Here is a 22,648-nt window from a genome sequence, read left to right on the forward strand (position 1 = left end):
AAACGTGCTCGGGGGTGCGGGGGGGCGCCCCCCGCAAGAAACGGTGAAAGGGCGGGACAGGGGCACCCTCCCCGCGACGAAGTCGCGCCCGCCCCGGCACCCCCTACAGGCCGCACCTCCCACGGACCGCACCCCACCCCCGTAAGGACCCCCCAACGGGACGCAAGCCCTCCGCCCCCGAAGGGCAGGTAGCCTTTCCCCGTGCCCGTACTGTCTGAAGTCATCGCCGCCCTCGACGCCCTCTGGCCCCCGGAGCGGGCCGAGCAGTGGGACGCCGTCGGTACGGTCTGCGGCGACCCCGACGCCCACGTCGGCCGGGTCCTCTTCGCCGTGGACCCCGTCCAGGACGTCGTCGACGAGGCCGTGAAGCTCGGCGCCGACCTGGTCGTCACCCACCACCCCCTCTATCTGCGCGGGACGACCACGGTCTCGGCCGGCACTTTCAAGGGCCGCGCCGTGCACACCCTGATCAAGAACGACATCGCGCTGCACGTCGCCCACACCAACGCCGACCGCGCGGACCCGGGTGTCTCCGACGCCCTCGCCGGCGCCCTCGACCTGCGGGTCATCGGCCCCCTGGTGCCGGATCCCACCGACCCCACGGGCCGCCGCGGCCTCGGCCGCATCTGCGAGCCGGTCACGCCGCTGACCCTCGCCGAGTTCGGCGAGCGCTGCGCGGCCCGGCTGCCCGCGACCGCGCAGGGCGTCCGCGTCGCCGGCGACCCGCGGCGGGTGCTGCGGACCGTCGCCGTCTGCGGCGGCTCCGGCGACTCCCTCTTCGACGAGGTCCGGGCCGCGGGCGTCGACGCGTACGTCACCGCCGACCTGCGGCACCACCCCGTCTCCGAGGCGCGGCAGCACAGCCCGCTCGCCCTCGTCGACGCCGCGCACTGGGCCACCGAGTGGCCCTGGGCCGAGCAGGCCGCCGCCCAGCTCGACGAGATCTCCGACCGGCACGGCTGGGGCCTGCGCACCCATGTCTCGCGCCTGGTCACCGACCCCTGGACCGCCCACGCGGCGTCCTCCGCCCCCACCGATCACTCCGATCACCAGTAAGAGGAGCCCCCAACTGAACGCCGCGCCCGCCGACCAGATCCGCCTCCTGGATCTCCAGGCCCTCGACACCCGCCTCGGTCAGCTCGCCCACAAGCGCCGGTCCCTGCCCGAGCACGCCGAGATCCAGGCCCTCGAAGGGGACCTCACCCAGCACCGTGACCTCCTCGTCGCCGCGCAGACCGAGGAGAGCGACACCGCCCGCGAGCAGTCCAAGGCCGAGCAGGACGTCGACCAGGTCCGCAAGCGCGCCGCCCGCGACCAGCAGCGGCTCGACTCCGGCGCCGGGATGACCCCCAAGGACCTGGAGAACCTCCAGCACGAGGTCGCCTCCCTCGCCAAGCGCCAGGGCGACCTGGAGGACGTCGTCCTGGAGATCATGGAGCGCCGCGAGGCCGCCCAGGAGCGCGTCACCGAGCTGACCGCCCGGGTCGAGGCCGTCCAGGGCAAGGTCGACGCGGCCGTCGCGCGCCGCGACGAGGCCCTGGCCGAGATCGACGCCGAGGTCGCCAAGGTGACGAAGGAGCGCGGCCTCGTCGCCGACTCCGTCCCCGCCGACCTGCTGAAGCTCTACGACAAGCTGCGCGAGAAGGAGGGCGGCGTCGGCGCGGCCCGCCTCTACCAGCGCCGCTGTGAGGGCTGCCGCCTGGAGCTCAACATCACCGAGGTCAACGAGGTGCGCGCCGCCGCCGCGGACGCGGTCGTCCGCTGTGAGAACTGCCGCCGGATCCTGGTCCGCACCCCCGAGTCGGGGCTGTAGGCAGCACATGGCCCACCGCTTCGTCGTCGAGGCCGACGGCGGCTCCCGGGGCAACCCGGGTCCCGCCGGGTACGGCGCGGTCGTGCTCGACGCGGCGACCGGCGAGGTCGTCGCCGAGGCCGCCGAGTTCATCGGCACCGCCACCAACAACGTGGCCGAGTACAAGGGGCTGATCGCCGGTCTGGAGGCCGCGCGGGCGCTCGACCCGGACGCGGAGATCACCGTGCGGATGGACTCCAAGCTCGTCGTGGAGCAGATGTCCGGCCGCTGGAAGATCAAGCACCCGGACATGCGGCCGCTGGCCGCCCGGGCGCGGCTGGTCTTCCCCGTGGACCACGTCGTCTACGAGTGGATCCCGCGCGAGCGCAACAAGCACGCCGACCGGCTCGCCAACGAGGCCATGGACGCGGGGAAGCGGGGGCTGCCCTGGGAGCCCTCGGGACGCCCGCGGCCGGATGTCAGTGCCTCGGACGCCGCGGCGCCGGTGGAGCCGGCGCCGGTCGGTCCGGCCCCTGCGGAACCGCTCGGGGAACCGCTCGGGGAACCGAAGGCCGCGCCCCTCGGCTGGGCCGCGCCCGCCGACCTCGGGGCGCCGACGACGTTCGTCCTGCTCCGGCACGGCGAGACCGCGCTCACCCCGCAGAAGCGATTCTCCGGAAGCGGCGGTTCCGACCCCGGACTGTCGCCCGCCGGCCGCCGCCAGGCCGAGGCCGTCGCCGCCGCGCTGGCCGCGCGCGGCACGATCCAGGCCGTCGTCAGCTCGCCCCTGCGCCGCTGCCGTGAGACGGCGGGCGCGGTGGCGTCCCGCCTCGGACTCGACGTCCACATCGAAGAGGGGCTGCGCGAGGCCGACTTCGGCGCCTGGGAGGGCCTGACGTTCGCCGAGGTCCAGGAACGTCACCCGGCCGACCTCGACGCCTGGCTCGCCTCCACCAAGGCGGCCCCCACCGGCGACGGCGAGAGCTTCGCGGCCGTCGCCCGCCGCGTCGCCCTCGCCCGCGACCGCCTCCTCACCCGCTACGCGGGGCGGACGGTGCTGCTGGTGTCGCACGTGACCCCGATCAAGTCCCTGGTGCGGCTGGCACTTGGGGCCCCGCCGGAGTCGCTCTTCAAGATGGAGCTGTCGGCGGCGTCGCTGTCGGCAGTGGCCTATTACGCGGACGGGAACACGTCGCTGCGGCTGCTGAACGATACGTCGCACCTGCGCTGAGACGGGGGGCCGCCGTCGGGACCGCCGCTTCGTATCACACCGGTCCCGACGACGGTCCGCCCCAACAGCCCGCCGTTACGGCGCCGTTGACGCTCCCGCTCCCGCTCCTCGATCTCCCGCGGCCCCTCGCCGGTGGCCGCGGTGCGGGGGCACTCGGGGCAGCACCACAGGTCCGGCGCCCCGGGCAGCGGCGGCTCCATGTCCACCGCGCAGTGCGGGCACTCCACCGTCACCCCCTCCACGTACCCGCAGGACCCGCACACCCACACGGGCCCGTCCCTGTCCTGCCGCCGCCACGCCGTCCCCCGGCACCGGGCACAGCCCGTGGTGACGATCCCCGCCCGGTCCATGATCGGCGGCTCGGGCGTGGCGTCCGCGTACGCGATGAGCCGCGCCCTCACCTCGTCGTCCGTCGTGTTGGCCATCCTGAGCAGGTGTGCGACGCGTGAGCGTGCCTCGTCAACGAATTCGTTCATGGCATGGGGCAGGTTATCGCCGTTCCGGCCCGATGATCACCGTTGGCACGGCGGCGAGTTGACGCCGGGGAAGCGCGAGGGGACCGGCACGCTCCATGTAGGCCACCTCCTGTCCGCCATCCCCCCTACGCTCGGCCGAACACGGCAGACGGCAAGGAAAGAGGAGGCGGCGATGGCCGAGATCGTTCTCATCCCCGGGTTCTGGCTGGGCGCATGGGTCTGGGAGGACGTGGCACGGGCACTGCGGGCGGCGGGACACCGCGTCCACCCGGTCACCCTGACCGGCCTGGCCGAACGGGCGGCCGAGGCGACGCCGGAGGTGGACGTCCACACGCACACCGACGACGTCGTCCGCGTCATCGAGGACGGTGACCTCTGGGACGTGGTGCTGGTGGGGCACAGCGGGGCGTGCGTGCCGGTCGCCGGAGCGGCGGCCCGGATCCCGGACCGGATCGCGCGGATCGTGTACGTGGACACGGGCGCACTGCCGGCGGACATGGCGGTGATCGACTTCAACGACCCGCAGACGCAGTCCGATTGGCGCGACCAGGTCACGAAGGAGGGCGACGGCTGGCGGCTCCCGCCCCCGCCGTTCGACCCGGCGACGGCCCCAGACGACCTGGCCGGCCTCTCCGACGACCACCTCACCCGCCTCCGCGCACTGTCCACCCCCCAGCCCTTCGCGACGGTGACCGGCACCCTGGACCGCCCCGCGAACCCCGCGGAGGTCCCCGCCACGGTCATCACCTGCACCTTCACCCCCGACCAGGCCCGCACCCTGGCCGCCACCGGCAACCCGGTCTTCGCCCCCATGGCCCGCATGGACCTCCACCACCTCCCGACGGGCCACTGGCCGATGCTCTCGCGTCCCGCGGACTTGGCGGCGCTGCTGGACAAGGCGGCCGGCTCGATCTGACCGGGGGAGCACGGAAGTTCTGCGAGGGCGGACGAGCCGGCCTGTCCGCCGGGGATAGTCTCCCTATGGGGTCTGACCTGCTGCTTCATCCCCCTGGGCTGCCTGATCGCCACTGAATCGCCACATGTCTGAGGACCGCCACTCATGCCGCCTCCTCGTACTCCTCCACCTCCACCACGGCGGGCGGCGGCACGAAGTGGGTACCGGTGAGGGTGAAGACGCTGTCCAGGAACTTCCGCCCGGCCGCAGCAGACCCGGGCACCTGGTGCTTATACGTCCCCTCGGTCTCGGCCTCGGACGCGTGCCCTACCCACAGGCTCACCTCCGACAGCGGCGCGCCCTCCTTGAGCGCCGTCGAGATGAACGTGTGCCGGAGGTCGTGGAACCTGAACCCGTCCGGCAGCCCGACGGCTGCCCTGGCCTTGTTCCACTGCTTGTAGAAGGCGTCCCGTCGGATGAGGTTGCCCCGGGAGGTCACGAAGAGAAGGTCCCGACCGCTGGGAACGTTCTCCTCAACGTGCTTGAGGACGACGGCCTTGGCCAGGTTGGGGAACGGAACCTCGCGGCCGAACGACGTCTCCGTCTTTGCACCGTCCACCAGTACCGCTTTGGACCTGACTTTGATCACCTGGCGCTTCACCACGAGGGTCCCACCATCGAAGTCGATGGCGTCCCGGCAGAGCCCGAACGCTTCACCCGAACGGAGTCCGCAGCATGCGCCGATCAGGACCAAGGCTCGGTAGTGCTTGGGCAGCTCCTCGTAGAGACCCATGACCTGGGCCAGGGAGGCGGGTATGACGCGTCTCTTCGTGAGCTTGGGAAGGTCGATGTCGACGCACGGAGAGAAGGGGATGACCCGTTTCCTGACCGCCGAGTTGATGCAGGCCCGGAACGTCTTGTAGACGAGGTGGACTGTTGCAGGCGCAAGACCCTTGGCTGTCAGGCCGTTGATCCAGCGCTGAACGTCGGTGGGCTCTATCTTGTGGAGCCGCATCCCGCCGAACTCGGGGGAGATGTGGTTCCGCATGTTCCGCTCGTACGAGTCCTGTGTGCCGGGCTTCCGTTCCTTGGCCACGAGCCATTCGGCCGACCACTGCTTGAACGTGGTCTTCAGGTGCCGGGGCCGAACAGCGATCCCCTGCGACTTGGCTTCGCGTACCTTCCGCTCGTACGCCTGGGCTTCCGACTTCTTCTCAAAGGTCATGTCGGCCGTGTCGCCGTTGGCGTCGCGGACTCGGGCCGTCCAGCCGTGGGAGCAGCCTTTCCGCTCGCACTGGCACCGTCCCCGACACATGCACTTGGCGGGGTCCTTGTGTCGGCACTGGTCAGCGCACAGGCAGGGGCACTTGCACCGCTTGGTGACCGCCATGTTGATTAGTTGCCTTCCTGGTCGTCGAAGAGGGCCGCCGCGCGAGCCTCCAAGATGGCTTGGCACCGCGCGGTGATCTGGTTGTCGTCGTCGATGAGTCCGGCCTTGCGCAGCTTCGCGATGCGGGTGGAGACCGTGGACTGAGCCAGCCCCGTCCGCTCTGTCAGCGCCTTGACGGGGGAGGTCTTGCTGATGCGGTTGATCAGCATCCAGGCCACCGCCCAGACCGCGTAGTCGGCATCATGGCGGCACCGCTGGGGCAGGTCGTCGAACGGCGTTCCCCACACCTCGGACAGCGCCAAGTCTTCCTTCACCCTGGCCAGCAGACTGCGGGCCTGAGCTTTGACCTCTCTCAGTGGAAAGGTCCGCAGGGCATCCACGGGCACCCCGCCGGCTGCTTCATCGTCCGGGCCTTTCAGAAGGACTGACACCTTCCCTGGCCCTTCGTAGGGCGCCCACAGCGGACAGGTTGCACGCAGCAGCCAAGGGCCGCGTCGCTCCTCCCAAACGAGAGTCTGTGGGTCGTTCGGATCGTCGAGCCGCCAACCAGGCGGCAGGTTTGTCTTCACGTCGGCAAGGTAACACGATTCGAATTGGCAGAGTGCATCGACATGCGCGTAATCTCTGAACTCTCGGGCGGCGGGCTTGAACCCGTGCCCGGCAACTGAGCCCAGAGGAGGACGATGCAGCCCAAGCTGATGACCGTTGACGAGGTGGCCGACTACCTGACCAAGCCCCGGTCCTGGGTGTATGGGAACTGGAAGCGTGAGCGGATCCCGTTCCGGAAGGTCGGGCAGTCCCTCCGGTGCCGGCCGGTGGACCTGGATCGCTGGCTGGACGAGCAGGGGGCGGAGTGAGCCGCCGATTCGTCAAGGTCTACCGGCCGGAGCACACGAACCCGGCCATCGGATGCGCGACGCTCCACCTGGAGCTGCGCATGTGGTTGCTGGCCATGGACCGGATGCAGCGGGGCGGGCACGCTCCGCTCGGCTCGGGGGAGTTGCAGGCCATCCTGACGAACGAGAAAGGCGAGCCCTACAGCGCGGGGCGCTACCGGCAGGCGCGCCTGTCCCTCATCAAGGCCGGACAACTCGCACCCTCGGCATCGGCGCGGTGCCTGCTGGTGCCGCACGGGGTGGCCTCGCTGGATGCCAGGTCGGTCCGTAAGCGGGAGGAGTGCGCTACGCACGGGCACAACATCGCCTGGGACGACGCTCAAGAGGACTGGATGTTCGGCACGATGGAGGAGGCGCAGCAGTGGGAGGCGGAGTGCGACAACATCGCCCGCCGCGGCGGCGCCTTCGCTTCGGCAGCCTGGGCCCGTGGTGTGCGGAACCGCCTGAGTCGGGGCGTTAACGGAGTGACGACCTCGGCCGCTTGATATCAAGAGCGAGTTCTACGGCCCCTCTTAATAGAGGGGTGAAGGCCTTGGCCGAACCCCGTGCAGGTGGGCCGCTGTGAGGCGGCCCCCTACAGTGACATGCGCCACATCTCCAAGCGGTACCGTCACCAACCCCAGTAGGTGACACCTACGTACTTAATGAAGAGAAAAGTTAGTTCAGTTCTCTTGAGTTGAAGATTGAGTCACCCCCCCTTTAAGGGGGGGTGACTCAACTTCTCACTGAGACTTCTTGCTTGGAGAGTGAGTGAATCTCTATGACCCTGTGCGCGGCAAGGCGCGCCGAAAGGAACTGGGCCTGTCTGCCGCTCGCCTCGCCAATCTCTGTGGTGTCTCGGCAACGGCCATCTACAAGTATGAGAGCGGGGAACTCCGTCCGAGTTTCCTCACTTCCGTCAGGCTTGCTCACCACCTACGCGTCAGCATCGCTGAGCTAGTGGAGCAAGTAGTTCAGGATCCGGCCGATGACAACGACGGTCGGGCCGTGCTTATCAAGGCCATTTATGCAGCCGAGGCACTGCGCCACGAGACGCAGGGATCGGGTCGAATCCTGATGGCCAAGGCTGACGCCAATGCGGCGGAGAAAGATCGAGCCGCTTTCGAGGCCAGGGGCCTCTAGGTCATCTACCCCAAAGAGCCCTTCGAATCACGACACTTAGGAGGTGTCGCTATGAGCGACGAAAACCCCACCACCGATGTGACCGAGGTCCAGCCGGCTGACGCCATCGATCCCTTCGAGGCTGTTCGCGCCGAGGCTCGTGCCGAGGTGCAGCGCGAGTATGCCGCCAGGCTGGCGCTGGTTGAGTTCAAGGCCCAAGCAGCCCATGACGGTGTAAACGTATCCCACGTCCTTGAGTACATAGACGCCCCAAAGCTTCTTGGCGAGGACGGTTGGCCTTCGGCGGAGAACATCCGTGAGGCGGTGCGGGTGCACGGGGAGCCGACAGGGCTGGACCTCCCCAAGCTGATGGGAGCGGGCCACTACAGCGGCCGTGGCGTTGGCGTACCCGTACCGTCCCTTGACGGTCGTCGCCGATAACAAGATAGGAGATTTGCTTGACTTACAGCTATCAGAATCAGTTCAGCCACTCTTTTGTTCCGGAGGTTTGGAACACTGAGCTACTGACACAGTTTGACTCACAATTGGTGTGGGCCTCCCGTATCGTGTGCAACAGGGCCTACGAGGGAGACATTCGCAAGCAGGGCGACGTTGTTCATGTTAACTCGCTGATGCGACCCACTGTGGGGGATTACAAGCTCCCGGACGGGATGACTTCTCAGCGGCCGGAGACTGTTGACCAGGAACTTCAGATCACCGAAGCGAAGTACCTTCAGGTGCTCGTGGAGGACGTCGAAAAGGTTCAGTCAGCCGGGGGGCTGCGCTCCCCGATTAACCAGGAGATGATCCGGGCTCTAGCTCGCGAGGCCGATGCTTTCATGGGCAACGTGATCGCGAAGGGGGCCACGCCGCTCCCCAATGTCAAGGCCGTCCCTGGGAATGCCCCCCAAGCGCTCTATGGGACTGTCCTAGACATGATGCTGGCCCTGGATGAAAACGACGTCCCCCCGAATTTCAGGTATGTGGTGGTCTCGCCGCGTGTTAAACGCTACCTGATTGAACATCCGGCTATTGCCAACGCTGGAGCCTACGGTGAAGCCGGTGTGACGATTAATGGGGTCGTGGCGCGTCTCGCTGGCTTCACGGTGCTGTCTACCACGGCTATGCCCAAGGGAGTGGACATGGTGGCAGGGCAGCTAGGTTTTGCCACTTACGCCAGTCAGTTCATCGGGTTCCGCCTGGGGCAGTCAGAGAAGTACCGGGGCGACTATATGGATACACTCCACCTCTATGGCGGAAAGATCGTTCGGTACCCGGGAATGGACACCCAGAAGCCAGGCAACGTGTTCGATGAATCGAAGCCGACCAAGGGAATCGTGAAGGCCGCTGTGGAGTGGCCGACTGCTGCTTGATTTTGTAGAGATGATGTGGGGCCTCTGCCAATTCGGCGGAGGCCCCCCTTTTTTTGTTGAGTCAGGACTAACCCGGGGGATGCTGCTCAGCTTCTTCTCGCTTTCCGTCCTGCAAGGAGTCAGCCGGCCATCGGCACACCGTGACAATGGGCTTGGCCATCTTGGGTGGACGGCTTCCCGCGCCTAGGTGTTCGAGTAGATGTCATTTCGCCATTCCGTGAGGTTGAGGCCGCAGATGGGGCGCGACTCACACTCAAAGGCCCACATTCCATTCCTTATTGCCTCTGTTGAGCCGCCCCACATCTCATTCTTCAACCCTGAAATGCAGTAGAGGTTGAGACTTCTGAATGTTTGATACCCGTACACGGTCGGAAAGAGGCACCCCCGGTGGGTCCTTTTTCTTTCAATCTAATGATATCCCCCGGATGCATTAAGCGGGAAGAGTTTTGGGCGTGTTAGTGTCTATGAATTGATTCACGGCCCAATTTGGATTGAGTTAGTTCGTTTGCAGGGCATGATGATTTCGGTTCCGCCGACCGGCGATCGTGCGGACCGGGAAGGGTCGCCAAGAAGGATCCGGCTCTCCTCGCCTCTCAGTCCCAACGAACTAAGGAATGCCATGCGCAAGACGGTTCTGGTCCCCGTAGAAAAGGTTCTGTGCGATGCCCACATCGCGAAGGACGGAACCGAGGTGGAAGCGTCATCGACTCTGGCATTGGGAAGGTACTCGTGGGACCTGTGCTTGGAGCACGACGTTGTGTTCGGCCGCTACCTGTGCGATGCACTGGGCACCCCTGCCGAGGGGGAAGCAACCGAGTCGGAGCCCCTGAGCGCGCCGGTTCCTGAGTTTGATCCCGCACCTGTGGTTGAGCCGTCACCTGTCGTGGCGGAGTGCGAAGCGCAGGACGCGAGCGAGGAAGCGAATGAGCCTGAGCCTGTGCGGTCCGTGATGATCGCGGGTGAGGTGCCGGGATACGACTGGGACACCGCACGAGAAGCCGTGCGCAACCTGGGGTACGAGGTGGTGGGGCGTGCCGATGACTCCACGGTTCTTCTGATCCTTGGTGAGCGTGGGGAGCATGCTGGGCACAAGCTTCGGGACGCCGCTGAACGTGGGTTGCCGGTGATGGATGTCCAGGCCCCGGGCCGGTTCAAAGATGCCGTAAGAGCGGGGGAGTTGGTTGGTGGTGACCCGATTCCTGAGCCGGTGAAGACCGGTCGGTCGGGGATGAGTGAGCGGGAGCGGAACCGGTTGGTTCGCTCGTGGGCCCGTGAGAACGGATACAAGGTGCCCGACAAGGGACGCATACCGATGCACGTGCGGCACGCCTACGAACTGAGCCGCAAGACCATGCCCGAGGGAAAAGCGGTAGCGGCCTGAAGGTCGCCCCCGCTGCGGCGGGCGCTCCATGCGCCCGCCCTCCCCGGTTGCCTCACCTTCAACTCTCACTCATGGACTTCGAGGAAGCATGACCACCCCCGCCTTCTACGGTCCGATCGGCCGTGCCGTCCGTAAGCTCGCCCCGTTTACGGAAACCGATCCCCTCGGCATCTACGTGGCTCTCCTGTCGATGTGGTCGGCCGCGATCGGCGGCACGGTCAAGGTGTCGTCCCGTGGCTCTGCCCGCCCTGTGCTGCTGTGGTCGGCCCTGGTGGCCGGAACGGGACGCGGTAAGGGAACCGCGCTCCGGGCCGCTCATCACGCCCTGGACAAGTCCCTGGGCCGCTTCTTGGCCACCCACACCACTTCTGGGATCACCTCCGGGGCCAGCCTCGTCAACCACCTGTGGGACCAGCAGGAAGCCACCGCCGAGACCGAGCATGGTCGGGACGTGCGGGCCCTGGTGGTGGAAGAGGAATGGACCGAGGTACTGAAGCGGGTCAAGCGCGATCCGTCGTTTACGACCAAACTCCGGGCCGCGTGGGACGGGGCCACCCTCCGGAACACCACCAAGGAAGAGGCGCAGGAGGTCCGCGATCCCGCAATGGTGCTGCACTCCCACATCACCCCGTCCGACTGGGCCAAGTACGTGGGCGAGTCGGAAGCGGCCGGGGGGTCGTACAACCGCATCCTGCCCTTTCTCCTGGGGTCGGTTCCGATGCTGGACGACGACCGAGTGAGCCTGCCGAAGGTTGACGGCGCCGAACTGGCCGACGCCTACGGCTGGGCCACGGCCCGCCCCCGCGTGATCACCCTTGCCGAGGACGCCCGGCCACTGTGGCGAATTGTGCGACGGTACGCCCGCATCCTTGGTGAGACGCTCCCGGAGACACAGGCAGTCTTCATCGAACGGACCGCAGAGCAGACGCTCAGAGTCGGGGCCTGCCTTGCCGCGTCCGAGTGCTCCGAAACCATCACGGAAGAGATGCTGTGGGCGGCGCTCACCCTGGTGCGCCGCTCCGTCCAGGATGCTGTCCGGATCAGCAAGGGGGCCGACGCGCCCAAAGTGAAGCGGCAGCCGCTCAGCCTTGCGGACAAGGTCCGGGCCCGGATCGAAATGCACGGTGGTCGGGCTACGTCGTCCCAGATACTTCCGTACGTGGGTGCTACGGCCGCCGAGGTCAAGGCGTTGCCTGGCATCGTCGTGAGCAGAGAGAAGAAGGGGAACGGGGGGCGCCCCGCCAACGTCTTCCGCCTGGCCGAAGTGGAGACGCATTCTCCCCCTGCGAGGCAGCTGGCCCGCGTGGAGGATGAGAACGGTCCCGCGACGGTCGTCCGACTGGACGCCTATCGGTCCACGCCCGAGCCGATCACTCGGCCCGGTCCGGACCCGGAGGGGAACCCGTTCCTAGCCCTGCTCTGACCGGTAGCCCGAACAAACGAAGTCCCCCACCCAAAGACGGGTGGGGGACTTTGCCGTGACCGTTCACGCTTCGGGTGACTCCGCCCGGTCGTCAGCCTTCACCGGGAATCCGGATGGGGTCTAGTGAGGGATGCCCTCGATGATGTCCCGGGCACCCTGCCGGAGTAGTTCGGCGGAGACACGGGCACCGAGGGTGCCGGGGTCGTTCGATGCCTCGCCCCAGATGTGGGCGTGAACGAACTTCGAGCCATCGCGGGAGAACACCATGCCACGCAGGCTGAGTTGTCCATCGGGATCGGTAGTGCAGTACCCAGCAATGGGGCTGTTGCAGTGGCCCCGAAGGCCGTGCAGCATGACCCGCTCGGCAGTGGCCTCGGTCTGCGTCTTGGGGTCGTTCAGGCGTTCCAGCAGGGCTGCGACGGGGCCGTCGTCGCGGCGACATTCCAGGGCGAGGACGCCGGCGCCCACGGCCGGAAGGATTTCGTGCACCGAGAACTCGTGGCGGATCCGGCTTTCGATGCCGAGTCGTTCCAGTCCGGCGCGGGCGAGCACCATGGCTTCTGCCTGAAGATCACCCTTCTTGCGGTCGAGCTTCTCGACGCGGGTCCCGACCGCGCCGCGCACCCTGATCACGTTCAGGTCGGGGCGCACCTTGAGGATCTGGGCCTTGCGACGTACAGCTGTGGTGGCCACGGCGGCGCCGGGGGGAAGATCTGCCAGTGTCTTGACCGTCGATCCCTCGGGGACCAAGAGAACGTCCCGGACGTCTGCCCGCGGGAGCATGGCGGCGAACACGAGGCCCTGCGGCATCGGGACGTCACCGGGCACGTCCTTGAGGCAGTGGATCGCCATGTCAATGTCTCCGCGCTGAAGTTGCGCGTCGATGTCCTTGACGAACAGGCCCTTGCCGCCGAGCCGTGCAAGGTCCCCCTGCCAGAGGTCCGCCTCCGTCGTAGTGGGCTTCACCTGGATCGCAAGGCCGGGCACCAGTTCGCGGAGGAGCTGGGAGACGTGTTCGGTCTGAGCGAGTGCCATGGGTGAACTGCGGGTGCCGATGCGCAGGGGGCGGTCGGCGAAGTCGGTCATGAGGTTCCTTCCGGGTGCCTTGTCTCGCGGTATGAGGTGCTGTTGGGCTGATGGAGCCACGGGACGATGCGGGCCGCGATGCGGGGGTACTGCGAGATCAAGTCGCCGACAGGCATCCAGCGCCAGAAGGCGATCTCGTCGTGCTGCAAGATGATGCTCTCCTCTTCGTCGGGCCGGAGTTGGGGGCCTGCGAAGACGAACACGAGCCGGTCGCGTCGCCCGGGTCGGGTGGCAGCAAGCCATTCGACGGCTGCCAGTTCGCGGATGCGCTCGCCGAGGTCGAGGTTCAGTTCTTCGCGGACTTCCCGCCGAGCGGCGTCAAGAGGGGACTCCCCCTGCTCGACGAGCCCGCCGGGAAGCATCCACGGCGCGTTCTGCTTCGCAGGAGTAACAACGAGCGCATGCCCCTGGGAGTTAGTGATCAGCACGCAGGACCTCATCGGGTGTCCCGGTGCGGGAGTGACGGTCATACGGCTTGACCTTGTCGTGGAAGTCGGTGTGTTCGCACGTGGGGTTCCTGTCCCTCCGCTCCCCTCGTAGCGGAGGGGCCGGAAGCAAGGGCAAGGAGCGTTGCCGGTCGCTGTGGCGCCACCAGGTGGACGGTGGGGCCCGCTCTCCGCCGGCCCCGCGTTGCGGAGCGCTGCGCGGGAGTACAGGAGTCGCCATCGGAGAGCGGAAGATCAGGAGTGGTGCGGGTTGCCGAGAATCGCCAGGGAGACCGCCATCGCCGTGGAAAGGACGACGGTCAAGGCCCAGATGGGCCCCGCCCAGCGGAGGATCTTCCGCCGGATCACGACTGCCTCATCCATGCGCGCCAACCGCGCTTGACGATCTCCGTGTAGGAGTTGTGCGACGGGTTGGTCTTCACGTGGTGGAAGATCCACTGCGTCGCCTCGTCCTCGTCGGTGCCCCTTGGAGACCCCTCGCCGCAGATGTCGCATTCCAGGGCGTACGTGGGCCGTTTGGCGTCCGGCTCCCCGTCGAGTTGGACGGTCCAGTTGGCCATCCGGATCACAGTGCGTACAGCCATGCAGTTCGTCCCTTCTCCATGGCCCCCGTCGTGGAGATAGGTCTACCGGCGGTTTCTGTAGTGGCGCGGCGACCGTCAAGGCGTCATATCGGCGTCATTCATCGGTCAAAAGCCATGACGGACTGTCGCCTTCGGGCCTACTGTCGAAGCGTGGCCGAACCGAACACGATCCTTCGCGCCGTGAGAGTCAGCCTGCGTATGTCCCAGGATGATCTTGCCCGGGCTATACGTGAGGCCGGTCAGGAGATTGGGCAACCGAATGAGTGTGCAAAGCGCAACGTTCAGCGGTGGGAGTCGGGAGCGGTCGGGATGCCCCGGCCCGTCTACGTGAGACCCCTGGAACGAGTGACCGGCTTGCCGATTGAGGCCCTAGGGTTCGCCCTACCGGTGCCGAACGCTCGATCGAAAAATCCGGCCGTGATGAACGGCCACGGGCCGGTGCAAGGAGAGGTGGTAGAGGTGGGAGCCGCAACAGCCCCGGAAGGCACTGCCCCCATGCCCAAACAAAGCAACCACGGGACACTGTCGGGTATCTGGCTTTCCCGGTACGAGTACCACTCGTCCGGCCGGGGATCCGACTTCACCGGCGAACACTTCGTCGTCATCATCCAGCACGGCAACAAGCTGACCGTGCGGTCCCTGCCGGAAGGTTCCTCCAACCCGGATTCCCCGCTGACGATGGACCTGACCGTGGACGGCAACGTCGTCACGGGTACGTGGCGGGAGGAGACCGCTCAGTGCGGTTACTACGCCGGGGCGGTCTACCACGGGGCGCTGCAACTGCTCGTCGAACCTACTGGCCGAAAGATGATCGGCAAGTGGGTCGGCTTCGGGAAGGACTTCGATGTGAACACCGGCCCGTGGGAGCTGACGTTCAAGGACGCGTCCACTTCCAAGACCACCATGGCCGAGTACAACCGGCGCCCCTGACAGCCTTCGCTCCGGCCTCCACCGCCGCCACACCATCGCCACACGATGCCCGGAAACGGGCTGGAACGGCCATGATCACCCAGGAATGACGCGGTGGGCGGCTCAGCAGCAAAAGGCCCCCTGACCTGCTGTTTAAGCAGATCAGGGGGTCTGTCGCAAGATGGCCGACGGACGAGTCGGCTTATACGCCGGGTTCTGTCTCCCGGGGCCCTTGCGGGCCCTGGGGAGGCGGCCATCCATCTAGGCCTGCCGTTGCCGGCAGGCTCGTGCGGTCTACCCGCGGACTCGGGCGGGCAGCCCTCGATCGTCCGCGCAGGGCCGCCGGTGAAGGCGGCCCCTCTTGACCTTGCTCCGGGTGGGGTTTACCTAGCCGCCTGGGTCACCCCAGGCGCTGGTGGTCTCTTACACCACCGTTTCACCCTTACCGGGAATCCGAAGATCCCCGGCGGTCTGTTTTCTGTGGCACTGTCCCGCGGGTCACCCCGGGTGGGCGTTACCCACCACCCTGCCGTGTGGAGCCCGGACGTTCCTCGGGGGATCCGAAGATCCCACGCGGCCGCCCGGCCGGCTCGTCCGCCGTGTCGACCATGGTACCGGGCGGTCGGGGGAGGCGGTCACGCCGGGCGTCGGGACGGCTGCCCGGCGGGAGCGGGTGCCGGCGGGGGCCCCGGCGGAGGTGGTGTCACGCCGGGGCGAACCAGACCTTGTCGCGGCCCGGGTTCGCCTCGATCAGGCGGACGCGCGTCCGGTGGCCGAGGTGGAGCGGCGGGCCGTCGGGGTCGCCTTCGACGTGGCCCACGACGGCGGGTTCGTAGAGGTGGACCGTGCCCGCGGTCGGGCGGCGGTCGATCACGTCGACCACGTACGCGTCGAAGACCTCGCCGATGCGGTCGCGGAGCAGCGCCGCCTCCACCAGGTCGACGCACTCGCGCTCCGCCTCCGCGGCCCGGCGGGAGCCGGCGGCCATCTCGGCGGGGAGGGCGTCGAGGGCGGTGCGGACCCACTCGGGGGCGGAGGCGCCGGTCACCGCCGCCACGCAGCACTCCAGCGTGTAGCGGTCGGCCAGGCGGCGCAGCGGGGCGGTGCAGTGGGCGTACGGGGCGGCGACGGCCGCGTGGACGGGGTCGGCGGGCGGGGGGCGCTCGGCGGGGCGTTCGCGGTCGAAGACCGCGTAGCCCGCGCCGCGCAGCAGGGCCGTGCACTCCTGGAGGAACGCCGCGTGCTGCGGGTGCGCCGGGTCCAGGGCCCGCAGGACGACGGCGTACGGCATGTCGTCCGGCCAGTTCACGCCCAGCGCGCGGGCCGCCCGGCGCAGGGCCGCGACCGCGGGTCCGGGCGCGGCCGGCAGGGTGCGGAGGACGCCGGTGCCCGCCGCGAGCATCAGATCGGCGGCGGCCATGCCCGTCAGCAGGGAGAGCTGCGCGTTCCAGCCCTCCACGGGCGGTGGCGTCCGGTACTCCAGGACGTAGCGGCCGTCCTGCCGGACGATCTCCTGCTCGGGGACGTTCAGCGAGACGCCGCCGCGTTCCCGTTCCCGCTCCTGCCGGAGCAGGCCCGTCTCGCGGAGCAGGACCAGAGGCTCGTCGGCGGTGCCGGTGTCGAGGGCCCGCTGGACGCCCGGGTAGTCCAGGCGGGCGCGGCTGCGGACGAGGGCCCGGCGCAGGTCCGTACGGACGACGGCCCCGTCCGCGTCCAGGTCGAACTCCCACAGCAGCGCCGGCCGGTCGTGGTCGGGCAGCAGGCTCGCCGCGTCCTCGGAGAGGACGGCGGGGTGGAGGGGGACGCGGGTGTCCGGGTAGTAGACGGTCACCGCGCGGCGGTGCGTCTCGGCGTCCAGCGGGCCGCCGGGGGTGACGAAGGACGCGACGTCGGCGATGGCGTAGTGGAGGCGGTAGCCGCCCTTCGCGCGGCGGGCCAGGTGCAGGGCTTGGTCGAGGTCCTTCGACCCGGGCGGGTCGATCGTGAACAGGGGCAGCGCCGTCGCGTCGTACGCCGGGACGCGGGGCCGCCGCCGCGCGGCACGGTCCGCCTCCGCCCGGACGTCCGCGGGGAACCCGGCGGGGGCGTGCGTCCGCTCGCGCAGCTCGCGCAGCGCTCTCTGCAGCGGGGCGCGGTCCTCGTCCGTCACCCGCATCGTGCGGCGGGGCATGATCCGAGCGTAGGGGCGGGCCGGGCGGGTGGCGCGGTGAGTGTGGCGTACGGCGTTAGGCTCGCCGGGGCCGCCGCGAGAACCTCGCCGGGGCGGCCGTCGGAACAGGGACACAGGAACACAGGGATACAAGGAGAACCGATCGTGCTCGTGCTGCTGCCGCCGTCCGAGGGGAAGGCCACCGGCGGGACCGGGGCCCCGGTGGACACCGGCGCCCTCTCCCTTCCGGGGCTCGCCGCCGCGCGGGACGCCGTGCTCGCCGAGCTGGTGGAGCTGTGCTCGGGCGACGAGGAGAAGGCGGCCGGCGTGCTGGGGCTGAGCCCCGGGCTGCGGGGGGAGGTCGCCAAGAACGCCGGGCTGCGGACGGCCGGCACCCGGCCCGCCGCCGAGGTCTACACCGGCGTCCTCTACGACGCGCTCGGTCTGACCACGCTCCCGGCGGCCGCCCGGCGCGCCGCCGAGCGGTCGTTGCTGGTCTTCTCCGGGCTGTGGGGCGCGGTGGGCGTCGGGGACGCCATCCCGTCCTACCGGTGTTCGATGGGCGTGAAGCTGCCGGGGCTGGGCGCGCTCGGCGCGTTCTGGCGCGGGCCGATGGCGGAGGCGCTGCCCGCCGCCGCGGGGGAGGGCCTCGTCCTGGACCTGCGCTCGGCCGCCTACGCGACGGCCTGGAAGCCGAAGGGGGACGTGGCGGAGCGCACGGTGACGGTGCGGGTGCTGCAGTCGCGGGTCGTGGGCGGGGTCGAGAAGCGGTCCGTGGTCAGTCACTTCAACAAGGCGACCAAGGGGCGGATGGTCCGCGACCTGCTCGTGGCCGGGGCCGTGCCCGCGGGCCCGGGGGAGCTGGTCGTGGCGTTGCGGGACCTGGGGTACGTGGTGGAGGGCGGCGCTCCGGAGAGGGCGGGGCGGCCGTGGGCGGTGGACGTGGTGGTGACCGAGCTCTGAGGGCCGCCCGGGGGTCAGGCGCCCAACGGGCCCTGCTGTCCGGTGGGTTGGGCGACGGATATGTGCGCGGGGTGACCGGGGCCGTCGTCCGGGCGGCGGCCCCGGCCCGGCCGGCTACAGGAACTTCACGCTGTGGAAGTCGTCGAGCGTGACCGTCTTCGTACCGCCCTTCGGGATGTCCGCGAAACCGCCTTCGCCGCAGTTGCCGCCGAGGTAGACCCGGGCCGTCCTGTTCGTGCTGTTGACCATCTTGTTGGCGCCGAACTCGAAGAAGAGACAGACGTTGTTCATCGGGTCCACGAAGGTGCGGGTGAACCCTGTGGCGCGGCTCTGGTAGATGAACTCGCCGGAGGCGGCCGGTGCGGTGGTGGCCAGGCCGGCGGTCAGGGCCAGGGCCGCCGCGAGGACCAGGGCCGGTCTCGCCGCCCGGCGCCGTGAGGATGTGGACACTGCGTACCCCCTTCGTGGGCGGAGGGCCGCCGGTCTCCGGGACCGGTGGCACGGGCACCGCGTGGACGCCGCCCGGTCCGCCCTTCCACAGGAGAATTCGCCCCCTCCGTCCGCAAGGGAAGAGCCCTGTCCCGGTATCACCTGTTCGGAGTATCACGTTCCGCCATCACCCGTTCGGGCCATACACCTGCCGCTCCCACGGGAGTATCCAGGGGGTTGGGCAGCGCGATAGGGGGCGGCATGAGCACTCCGGCACCGATCCGGGTACTGCGCGGAACCGACCTGCTGGACCTGAGCTTCGGGTTCGTCGGGCTCAAGTTCGACGACCGGCCGGGGAGCCGGCGGCTGGTCCGCGCCGATCCACAGCAGGACGGGCTGCTCGTCGTCACGCTCGGGCCGCAGCACGTCACGGAGCACGCGCTGCTGGAGGAGGGCACCGATCCGGATCCGCGGGACGCGCCCGTCGGCTCGCTCGTCAGCGGGCGGAGCGTCCTCGTCTTCGAGGTCGGGGCACAGGACGCGGTCGGGTACTCCGAGGCGGGGCTGCTGGCGGCCATGCGGGTGCTGCCGCTGCGCGTCGTCGACGCCGCCCGGGAGGCCGACCCGGCGGTGGTGGCGGTCCGGCCACCGCCCGGTGCGGAGGCGGACGGGGCGGGCGGGGCGAGTGGGACGGGACCGGAGGGGGCGGACGGCGCGGGGGTGCGCGGGGGAGCGGAGGCGGACGGTGACGCCACGGACCGGGCCCTCGCCCTCGTGCGGCTGCTGCGCACCACCGCCCAGCTCACGGCGCGGTACGGCGTGGACGCCACCCTCGCCGCCGCGGCCGAGGCGGCCGGCGCACCGCCCGTCCCCCGTACCCCCGAGAACCCGCTCGCCGACCCCGCCCACCCCCGCACCGGCATCGAACTGCCGTACAGGCTCCTGCTGTCGCCCCCGGGGCAGGCCCGCTGGATCCACCGGGACGCGGTGGACGACCCCGGGCCGGGCGAGCGGGTGGCGCTCTGGCACACCCGGCTGTCCGGGGGGACGGTCCGCGCGGTGTGGAACCGCGACCGCGACCCGGGGACGCCCGCCCCCGAGGTGACTCGGCTGCCGCTGACCCCGCGCGACCGCACCGACCTCGTCGATCTCACCGCGCACGACGGGCTGTCCACGGTGGAGGGCAAGCCGTTCACACCGCTGCCGGTGAGAGCCCGCACACTGATGCTGTCGGCGCTCGGCGGCTGGCTGGAGAGCGTCGGGCAGTGGCCCGAGCGGCCGGCGGGCATCGACCTGTCGGACTGGCGGCAGCACACCACCCTCGGCCGGGACCACTACGTGCGGGTGATGCACGAGGGGTACCTGTGCCCCTTCGGGCACCGCGCGGCCGTCGTGACGGTCACCGAACGGAAGTTCAAGGACCCCCGGACCGCCTTCCTCTTCCAGCGCTTCTACGTCCTCGTCCGGCAGCCCCTGCGCACCTACGACCCGGGGCGGCCGCTGCCCGCCAAGGACGGCGACCCGGCCGCCGACCTCACCAACCTCCTCTTCCCCTTCACCAGCGTCCGGCTGGACACCCTCGTCACCCCGAACCTCGTCCACCTGCCCGATCCGCCCACCTCCGCCTCGTTCTTCCCGGCGACGGCCACCGAGGACCCCTTCCTGTTCAAGGCCACGGCGGTGGACCACCAGGGGCGGATCATCGAGTTCCGCACCCCGCTGCTCTTCGTCCCCGAGCACCTGAGCCGGGGGGACCGACTCGCCGCCGTGCTCGCCGAGTACAACCGCCCGTCCCTGCCCCCGGTGCCGGCACCCGACGGCTCCCGGACCGCCGCCACCGTCGACCCGCCCACGTTCACCAGCGCCGCGCTGCTCGGCCAGTCCGTGGCCCTGGCGCCGCCCGTCAAACCGGACGACACCAGCGTCGACGTGGCCCACCTCGTCTGGGCCGCCGCCGCGCCGCCCGCCCTCGCCGTCCCGGACCCGGCCCATCCGGCGCCCGGCGAGGCGCAGTTCATCCCACAGCTGAGCTGGGCCACCGCCGCCGTCCCCGCCGTCGGCGCGCTGACGGGAGGCGGTGCCGCCGCCGTACCCGTGACGTACGCGCGGCGGTACGCCCTGTCCGGCTTCGCGGCGGCGACCCAGGGGGCCAGGAAGGGCAACCCGGGCGAGGTCTTCCTCAGCCTGCTGCACACCGGGGCCCCCGCGCTCGCCATGGACTTCGGCAGCCAACGCGACCGCTCCGGCGCGCTCGTCGCGCCCAGCTTCGACATCGCGGGACTGTCCCGCGCCACCGGCCCGGTCTCCGGGACCGGACCCGTCGCCACGGCCGTGGACCGCATCGCCGGCGGGGAGTTCGACCCCGCCGACTTCTTCGGCACCCTCGACATCAACTTCCTCGGCGTCCTCTCGCTCGCCGACGTCATCCGGCACATCCTGCCCGGCGACCCGCTGCCGGCCCTGCACGTCCCCAACTTCATCACCCAGACCGTCAGTTCGGTCACCGGGTTCCTCACCGACCTGCGCCGCGTCCGCGACCTGGCCGACAACGCCGCGCCCGGCCTGCCGCCCGCCGCACGGCAGGTGGCCGACACCGCCCGTCGGCTCGCCGAACTCGTCGCCGCCTACCTCGCCGAACACCTCTCCCATCCCTCCCTTCCCACCGCCGTGCCGCTGACGGGCGGTTCGCCCGCAGCCGGTCCCGCGGCGGGCACCGGTCCGCCGGCGGCAGCCGCGCCGCCCACCGGCCCGCCGCCACCGAGCGCCGCGCCTTCCACCAGTACGCCGCCACCGAGCACCGCGCCCGCCGCCGGCCCGCCCGTCACCCTCCAGCAGATCGACGACGCCTTCGCCGCCTTCTCCACCGCCCTCACCAGCCTCCTCACCTCCCTCCCGGCCACCGCCGACCCTGGCCTCCGCACCCTGCTCACCCGGGTCCGGGAACAGGCCGACACCTGGACCACCGCCGCCGGGCAACTGCCCTCCCTCCGCGACGCGCTCCAGCAGGCCGCCCGGGGCCTGAAGCTCCCCGAGACGGTCAGCACCCGCATCGAGTGGAGCCCGCAGATCAAGCCCTGGCCCGACACCGGCGACCCGGTCTTCGTCCCGCACACCGAGGGCACCCGGACCGTCGGGCGGCTCTCCCTCGTCGTCGACCTGCGCGGCTCGCTGCGCCCGGACGTGTCCTCCGGGGCCGACGTCACGTGCTCGCTGGAGAAGTTCGACCTCGTCCTCATCCCCTCCTTCCAGGCCATGCGGCTGACCTTCGACCGCGTCCGCTTCCGGATGCGCGCGGGCGAGAAGCCGGACATCGACGTCGGCTTCCGGAAGGTCGAGTTCATCGGCCCGCTGTCCTTCGTCGAGACGCTGCGGCAGCTCATCCCCATCGACGGTTTCAGCGACCCGCCCGGCATCCAGGTCACCACGGCCGGCATCACCGCCCGCTACGGCATCCCCCTCCCCAATCTCGCCGTCGGCGTATTCAGCCTGGAGAACATCCGCCTGGACGCCTATCTGGACCTGCCGTTCATCGGCCGGCCGCTGGAGATCGGCTTCTCCTTCTGCAGCCGCCAGGCCCCCTTCCGGCTCACCGTGTCCCTGCTCGGCGGCGGCGGCTTCTTCGGCATCGTCATCACGCCCAAGCACGTCGCCGTCCTGGAGGCCGCCCTGGAGTTCGGGGCCGCCGTCTCCATGAACCTCGGGGTGGCGAGCGGGAGCCTGTCCGTGATGGCCGGCATCTACTTCCGGCTCGAACTCGCCACCTCCGAATGCCGGATCACCGGCTACTTCCGCGCCCGCGGCGAGGTCGACGTCCTCGGTATCGTCTCCGCCTCCATCGAACTCCTCCTGGAACTCACCTACGACAGCGGCAGCGGAACCGTCTACGGCCGGGCCCGGATCTCGATCAGCGTCCACATCGGGTTCTGGTCCCAGTCGGTCACCATCGAGTGCGAGAAGCGGTTCCTGGGCGCCGGGCACTCCCCGAGCCCGCTCAGCGCGTCCGACGACGCCGTCCGGCCCCCCACGTTCGCCCAGATGATGGCGCCCTACCCCGACCCGGTGACCGGGCTGCCGCGCGACCCGGTCGACGAGTACTGCACCGCCTTCGCGGAAGTGAGCTGACG

At 69.6% G+C, this 22,648-nt stretch carries 23 protein-coding genes and 1 other RNA gene; 14 read left to right on the forward strand and 10 right to left on the reverse strand.

The window, feature by feature from the left end:
* The first annotated feature begins 201 nt into the window (after positions 1-201).
* From K7I03_RS23240 to K7I03_RS23250, 3 genes are read left to right on the forward strand one after another with little or no spacing between them, the layout of a single operon-like run.
* Positions 202-1,056 (forward strand): Nif3-like dinuclear metal center hexameric protein, encoded by an 855-nt coding sequence (locus K7I03_RS23240; protein WP_185940597.1) that lies wholly within the window; start codon positions 202-204, stop codon positions 1,054-1,056.
* Positions 1,057-1,069: 13 nt separating this feature from the next.
* A complete protein-coding gene (locus K7I03_RS23245; protein ID WP_185940747.1) occupies positions 1,070-1,813 on the forward strand; it encodes a zinc ribbon domain-containing protein in 744 nt (247 codons plus the stop codon).
* Between the two features lie 7 nt (positions 1,814-1,820).
* Entirely contained in the window at positions 1,821-3,023 is a 1,203-nt protein-coding gene (locus K7I03_RS23250) for a bifunctional RNase H/acid phosphatase (protein ID WP_185940596.1), read from the forward strand.
* Here the strand turns inward: K7I03_RS23250 and K7I03_RS23255 are convergent.
* A complete protein-coding gene (locus tag K7I03_RS23255; RefSeq protein ID WP_224347175.1) occupies positions 2,966-3,499 on the reverse strand; it encodes a hypothetical protein in 534 nt (177 codons plus the stop codon). The genes K7I03_RS23250 and K7I03_RS23255 overlap by 58 nt on opposite strands.
* Positions 3,500-3,671: 172 nt before the next feature.
* Here K7I03_RS23255 and K7I03_RS23260 point away from each other — a divergent pair, with 172 nt between their 5' ends.
* Entirely contained in the window at positions 3,672-4,415 is a 744-nt protein-coding gene (locus K7I03_RS23260) for an alpha/beta fold hydrolase (RefSeq protein ID WP_185940595.1), read from the forward strand.
* Between the two features lie 142 nt (positions 4,416-4,557).
* Here the strand turns inward: K7I03_RS23260 and K7I03_RS23265 are convergent, their stop codons facing one another.
* Together K7I03_RS23265 and K7I03_RS23270 are read right to left on the reverse strand one after the other, a co-directional pair.
* Entirely contained in the window at positions 4,558-5,619 is a 1,062-nt protein-coding gene (locus K7I03_RS23265; RefSeq protein WP_185940594.1) for a tyrosine-type recombinase/integrase, read from the reverse strand.
* Between the two features lie 170 nt (positions 5,620-5,789).
* Positions 5,790-6,353, reverse strand: coding sequence for a winged helix-turn-helix domain-containing protein (locus tag K7I03_RS23270; RefSeq protein ID WP_185940593.1), 564 nt, complete (start codon positions 6,351-6,353; stop codon positions 5,790-5,792).
* A gap of 114 nt (positions 6,354-6,467) precedes the next feature.
* On the opposite strand from K7I03_RS23270, the gene K7I03_RS23275 reads away from it, so the two are divergent.
* The 7 genes from K7I03_RS23275 (at position 6,468) to K7I03_RS23305 (ending at position 11,958) form a co-directional block, all read left to right on the forward strand.
* Positions 6,468-6,641 carry a helix-turn-helix domain-containing protein gene (locus K7I03_RS23275; RefSeq protein ID WP_224347176.1) on the forward strand — a complete coding sequence of 58 codons (174 nt, stop codon included), beginning with the start codon at positions 6,468-6,470 and terminating at the stop codon, positions 6,639-6,641.
* Positions 6,638-7,165 carry a hypothetical protein gene (locus tag K7I03_RS23280; RefSeq protein ID WP_185940592.1) on the forward strand — a complete coding sequence of 176 codons (528 nt, stop codon included), beginning with the start codon at positions 6,638-6,640 and terminating at the stop codon, positions 7,163-7,165. The genes K7I03_RS23275 and K7I03_RS23280 overlap by 4 nt, the downstream gene beginning before the upstream one ends.
* Before the next feature lie 265 nt (positions 7,166-7,430).
* Positions 7,431-7,802 (forward strand): helix-turn-helix domain-containing protein, encoded by a 372-nt coding sequence (locus tag K7I03_RS23285; RefSeq protein WP_185940591.1) that lies wholly within the window; start codon positions 7,431-7,433, stop codon positions 7,800-7,802.
* Between the two features lie 51 nt (positions 7,803-7,853).
* A complete protein-coding gene (locus tag K7I03_RS23290; protein WP_185940590.1) occupies positions 7,854-8,222 on the forward strand; it encodes a hypothetical protein in 369 nt (122 codons plus the stop codon).
* Between the two features lie 17 nt (positions 8,223-8,239).
* Positions 8,240-9,154 (forward strand): hypothetical protein, encoded by a 915-nt coding sequence (locus K7I03_RS23295; RefSeq protein ID WP_185940589.1) that lies wholly within the window; start codon positions 8,240-8,242, stop codon positions 9,152-9,154.
* 619 nt (positions 9,155-9,773) lie between these two features.
* Entirely contained in the window at positions 9,774-10,535 is a 762-nt protein-coding gene (locus K7I03_RS23300) for an Lsr2 family DNA-binding protein (protein ID WP_185940588.1), read from the forward strand.
* 88 nt (positions 10,536-10,623) lie between these two features.
* Entirely contained in the window at positions 10,624-11,958 is a 1,335-nt protein-coding gene (locus K7I03_RS23305) for a DUF3987 domain-containing protein (RefSeq protein ID WP_185940587.1), read from the forward strand.
* Between the two features lie 120 nt (positions 11,959-12,078).
* Here K7I03_RS23305 and hemC read toward each other — a convergent pair whose 3' ends face one another.
* From hemC to K7I03_RS23320, 4 genes are all read right to left on the reverse strand, one after another.
* Complete coding sequence (gene hemC, locus K7I03_RS23310; RefSeq protein WP_185940586.1) at positions 12,079-13,044, reverse strand: hydroxymethylbilane synthase; 966 nt, start codon at positions 13,042-13,044, stop codon at positions 12,079-12,081.
* Entirely contained in the window at positions 13,041-13,472 is a 432-nt protein-coding gene (locus K7I03_RS23315; protein WP_185940585.1) for an NUDIX domain-containing protein, read from the reverse strand. The genes hemC and K7I03_RS23315 overlap by 4 nt, the downstream gene beginning before the upstream one ends.
* 252 nt (positions 13,473-13,724) lie before the next feature.
* On the reverse strand, positions 13,725-13,853 hold the full coding sequence (locus K7I03_RS33890; protein WP_260630031.1) for a hypothetical protein: 129 nt from the start codon (positions 13,851-13,853) through the stop codon (positions 13,725-13,727).
* The gene (locus K7I03_RS23320; protein WP_185940584.1) at positions 13,835-14,074 is read right to left on the reverse strand and encodes a DUF7848 domain-containing protein; all 240 of its coding nucleotides are present in this window, start codon (positions 14,072-14,074) and stop codon (positions 13,835-13,837) included. The genes K7I03_RS33890 and K7I03_RS23320 overlap by 19 nt, the downstream gene beginning before the upstream one ends.
* Positions 14,075-14,272: 198 nt before the next feature.
* On the opposite strand from K7I03_RS23320, the gene K7I03_RS23325 reads away from it, so the two are divergent.
* A complete protein-coding gene (locus K7I03_RS23325; RefSeq protein ID WP_221902497.1) occupies positions 14,273-15,004 on the forward strand; it encodes an XRE family transcriptional regulator in 732 nt (243 codons plus the stop codon).
* A 168-nt stretch (positions 15,005-15,172) separates the two neighbouring features.
* Here the strand turns inward: K7I03_RS23325 and rnpB are convergent.
* Positions 15,173-15,576, reverse strand: an RNA gene (gene rnpB, locus K7I03_RS23330) — RNase P RNA component class A.
* A gap of 110 nt (positions 15,577-15,686) precedes the next feature.
* Positions 15,687-17,153: an RNB domain-containing ribonuclease gene (locus tag K7I03_RS23335; protein WP_185940583.1), complete on the reverse strand. Its 1,467-nt coding sequence runs from the start codon at positions 17,151-17,153 to the stop codon at positions 15,687-15,689.
* Between the two features lie 144 nt (positions 17,154-17,297).
* Between K7I03_RS23335 and yaaA the strand changes: the two genes are divergently transcribed.
* Positions 17,298-18,095, forward strand: a complete 798-nt coding sequence (yaaA, locus tag K7I03_RS23340) for a peroxide stress protein YaaA (protein ID WP_185940582.1) — start codon at positions 17,298-17,300, stop codon at positions 18,093-18,095.
* 114 nt (positions 18,096-18,209) lie between these two features.
* On the opposite strand, the gene K7I03_RS23345 is transcribed toward yaaA, so the two are convergent.
* Positions 18,210-18,545 carry a hypothetical protein gene (locus K7I03_RS23345; protein WP_185940581.1) on the reverse strand — a complete coding sequence of 112 codons (336 nt, stop codon included), beginning with the start codon at positions 18,543-18,545 and terminating at the stop codon, positions 18,210-18,212.
* A 240-nt stretch (positions 18,546-18,785) separates the two neighbouring features.
* On the opposite strand from K7I03_RS23345, the gene K7I03_RS23350 reads away from it, so the two are divergent.
* Positions 18,786-22,646 (forward strand): hypothetical protein, encoded by a 3,861-nt coding sequence (locus K7I03_RS23350; RefSeq protein ID WP_185940580.1) that lies wholly within the window; start codon positions 18,786-18,788, stop codon positions 22,644-22,646.
* The last annotated feature ends 2 nt before the right edge of the window (positions 22,647-22,648 follow it).

The sequence above is a fragment of the Streptomyces mobaraensis genome (assembly GCF_020099395.1).
Classification (GTDB): Bacteria; Actinomycetota; Actinomycetes; order Streptomycetales; family Streptomycetaceae; genus Streptomyces.

What these genes read in the sequence shown, in the direction of transcription:
- K7I03_RS23255 (WP_224347175.1), bottom strand. Translation starts at nt 3,499, where the DNA reads ATGAACGAATTCGTTGACGAGGCACGCTCACGCGTCGCACACCTGCTC.
- K7I03_RS23275 (WP_224347176.1), top strand. Translation starts at nt 6,468, where the DNA reads ATGCAGCCCAAGCTGATGACCGTTGACGAGGTGGCCGACTACCTGACC.
- K7I03_RS23290 (WP_185940590.1), top strand. Translation starts at nt 7,854, where the DNA reads ATGAGCGACGAAAACCCCACCACCGATGTGACCGAGGTCCAGCCGGCT.
- K7I03_RS23260 (WP_185940595.1), top strand. Translation starts at nt 3,672, where the DNA reads ATGGCCGAGATCGTTCTCATCCCCGGGTTCTGGCTGGGCGCATGGGTC.
- K7I03_RS23305 (WP_185940587.1), top strand. Translation starts at nt 10,624, where the DNA reads ATGACCACCCCCGCCTTCTACGGTCCGATCGGCCGTGCCGTCCGTAAG.
- K7I03_RS23250 (WP_185940596.1), top strand. Translation starts at nt 1,821, where the DNA reads ATGGCCCACCGCTTCGTCGTCGAGGCCGACGGCGGCTCCCGGGGCAAC.
- K7I03_RS23350 (WP_185940580.1), top strand. Translation starts at nt 18,786, where the DNA reads ATGAGCACTCCGGCACCGATCCGGGTACTGCGCGGAACCGACCTGCTG.
- K7I03_RS33890 (WP_260630031.1), bottom strand. Translation starts at nt 13,853, where the DNA reads ATGGATGAGGCAGTCGTGATCCGGCGGAAGATCCTCCGCTGGGCGGGG.
- K7I03_RS23265 (WP_185940594.1), bottom strand. Translation starts at nt 5,619, where the DNA reads ATGACCTTTGAGAAGAAGTCGGAAGCCCAGGCGTACGAGCGGAAGGTA.
- K7I03_RS23325 (WP_221902497.1), top strand. Translation starts at nt 14,273, where the DNA reads ATGTCCCAGGATGATCTTGCCCGGGCTATACGTGAGGCCGGTCAGGAG.
- K7I03_RS23320 (WP_185940584.1), bottom strand. Translation starts at nt 14,074, where the DNA reads ATGGCTGTACGCACTGTGATCCGGATGGCCAACTGGACCGTCCAACTC.
- hemC (WP_185940586.1), bottom strand. Translation starts at nt 13,044, where the DNA reads ATGACCGACTTCGCCGACCGCCCCCTGCGCATCGGCACCCGCAGTTCA.
- K7I03_RS23335 (WP_185940583.1), bottom strand. Translation starts at nt 17,153, where the DNA reads ATGCCCCGCCGCACGATGCGGGTGACGGACGAGGACCGCGCCCCGCTG.
- K7I03_RS23300 (WP_185940588.1), top strand. Translation starts at nt 9,774, where the DNA reads ATGCGCAAGACGGTTCTGGTCCCCGTAGAAAAGGTTCTGTGCGATGCC.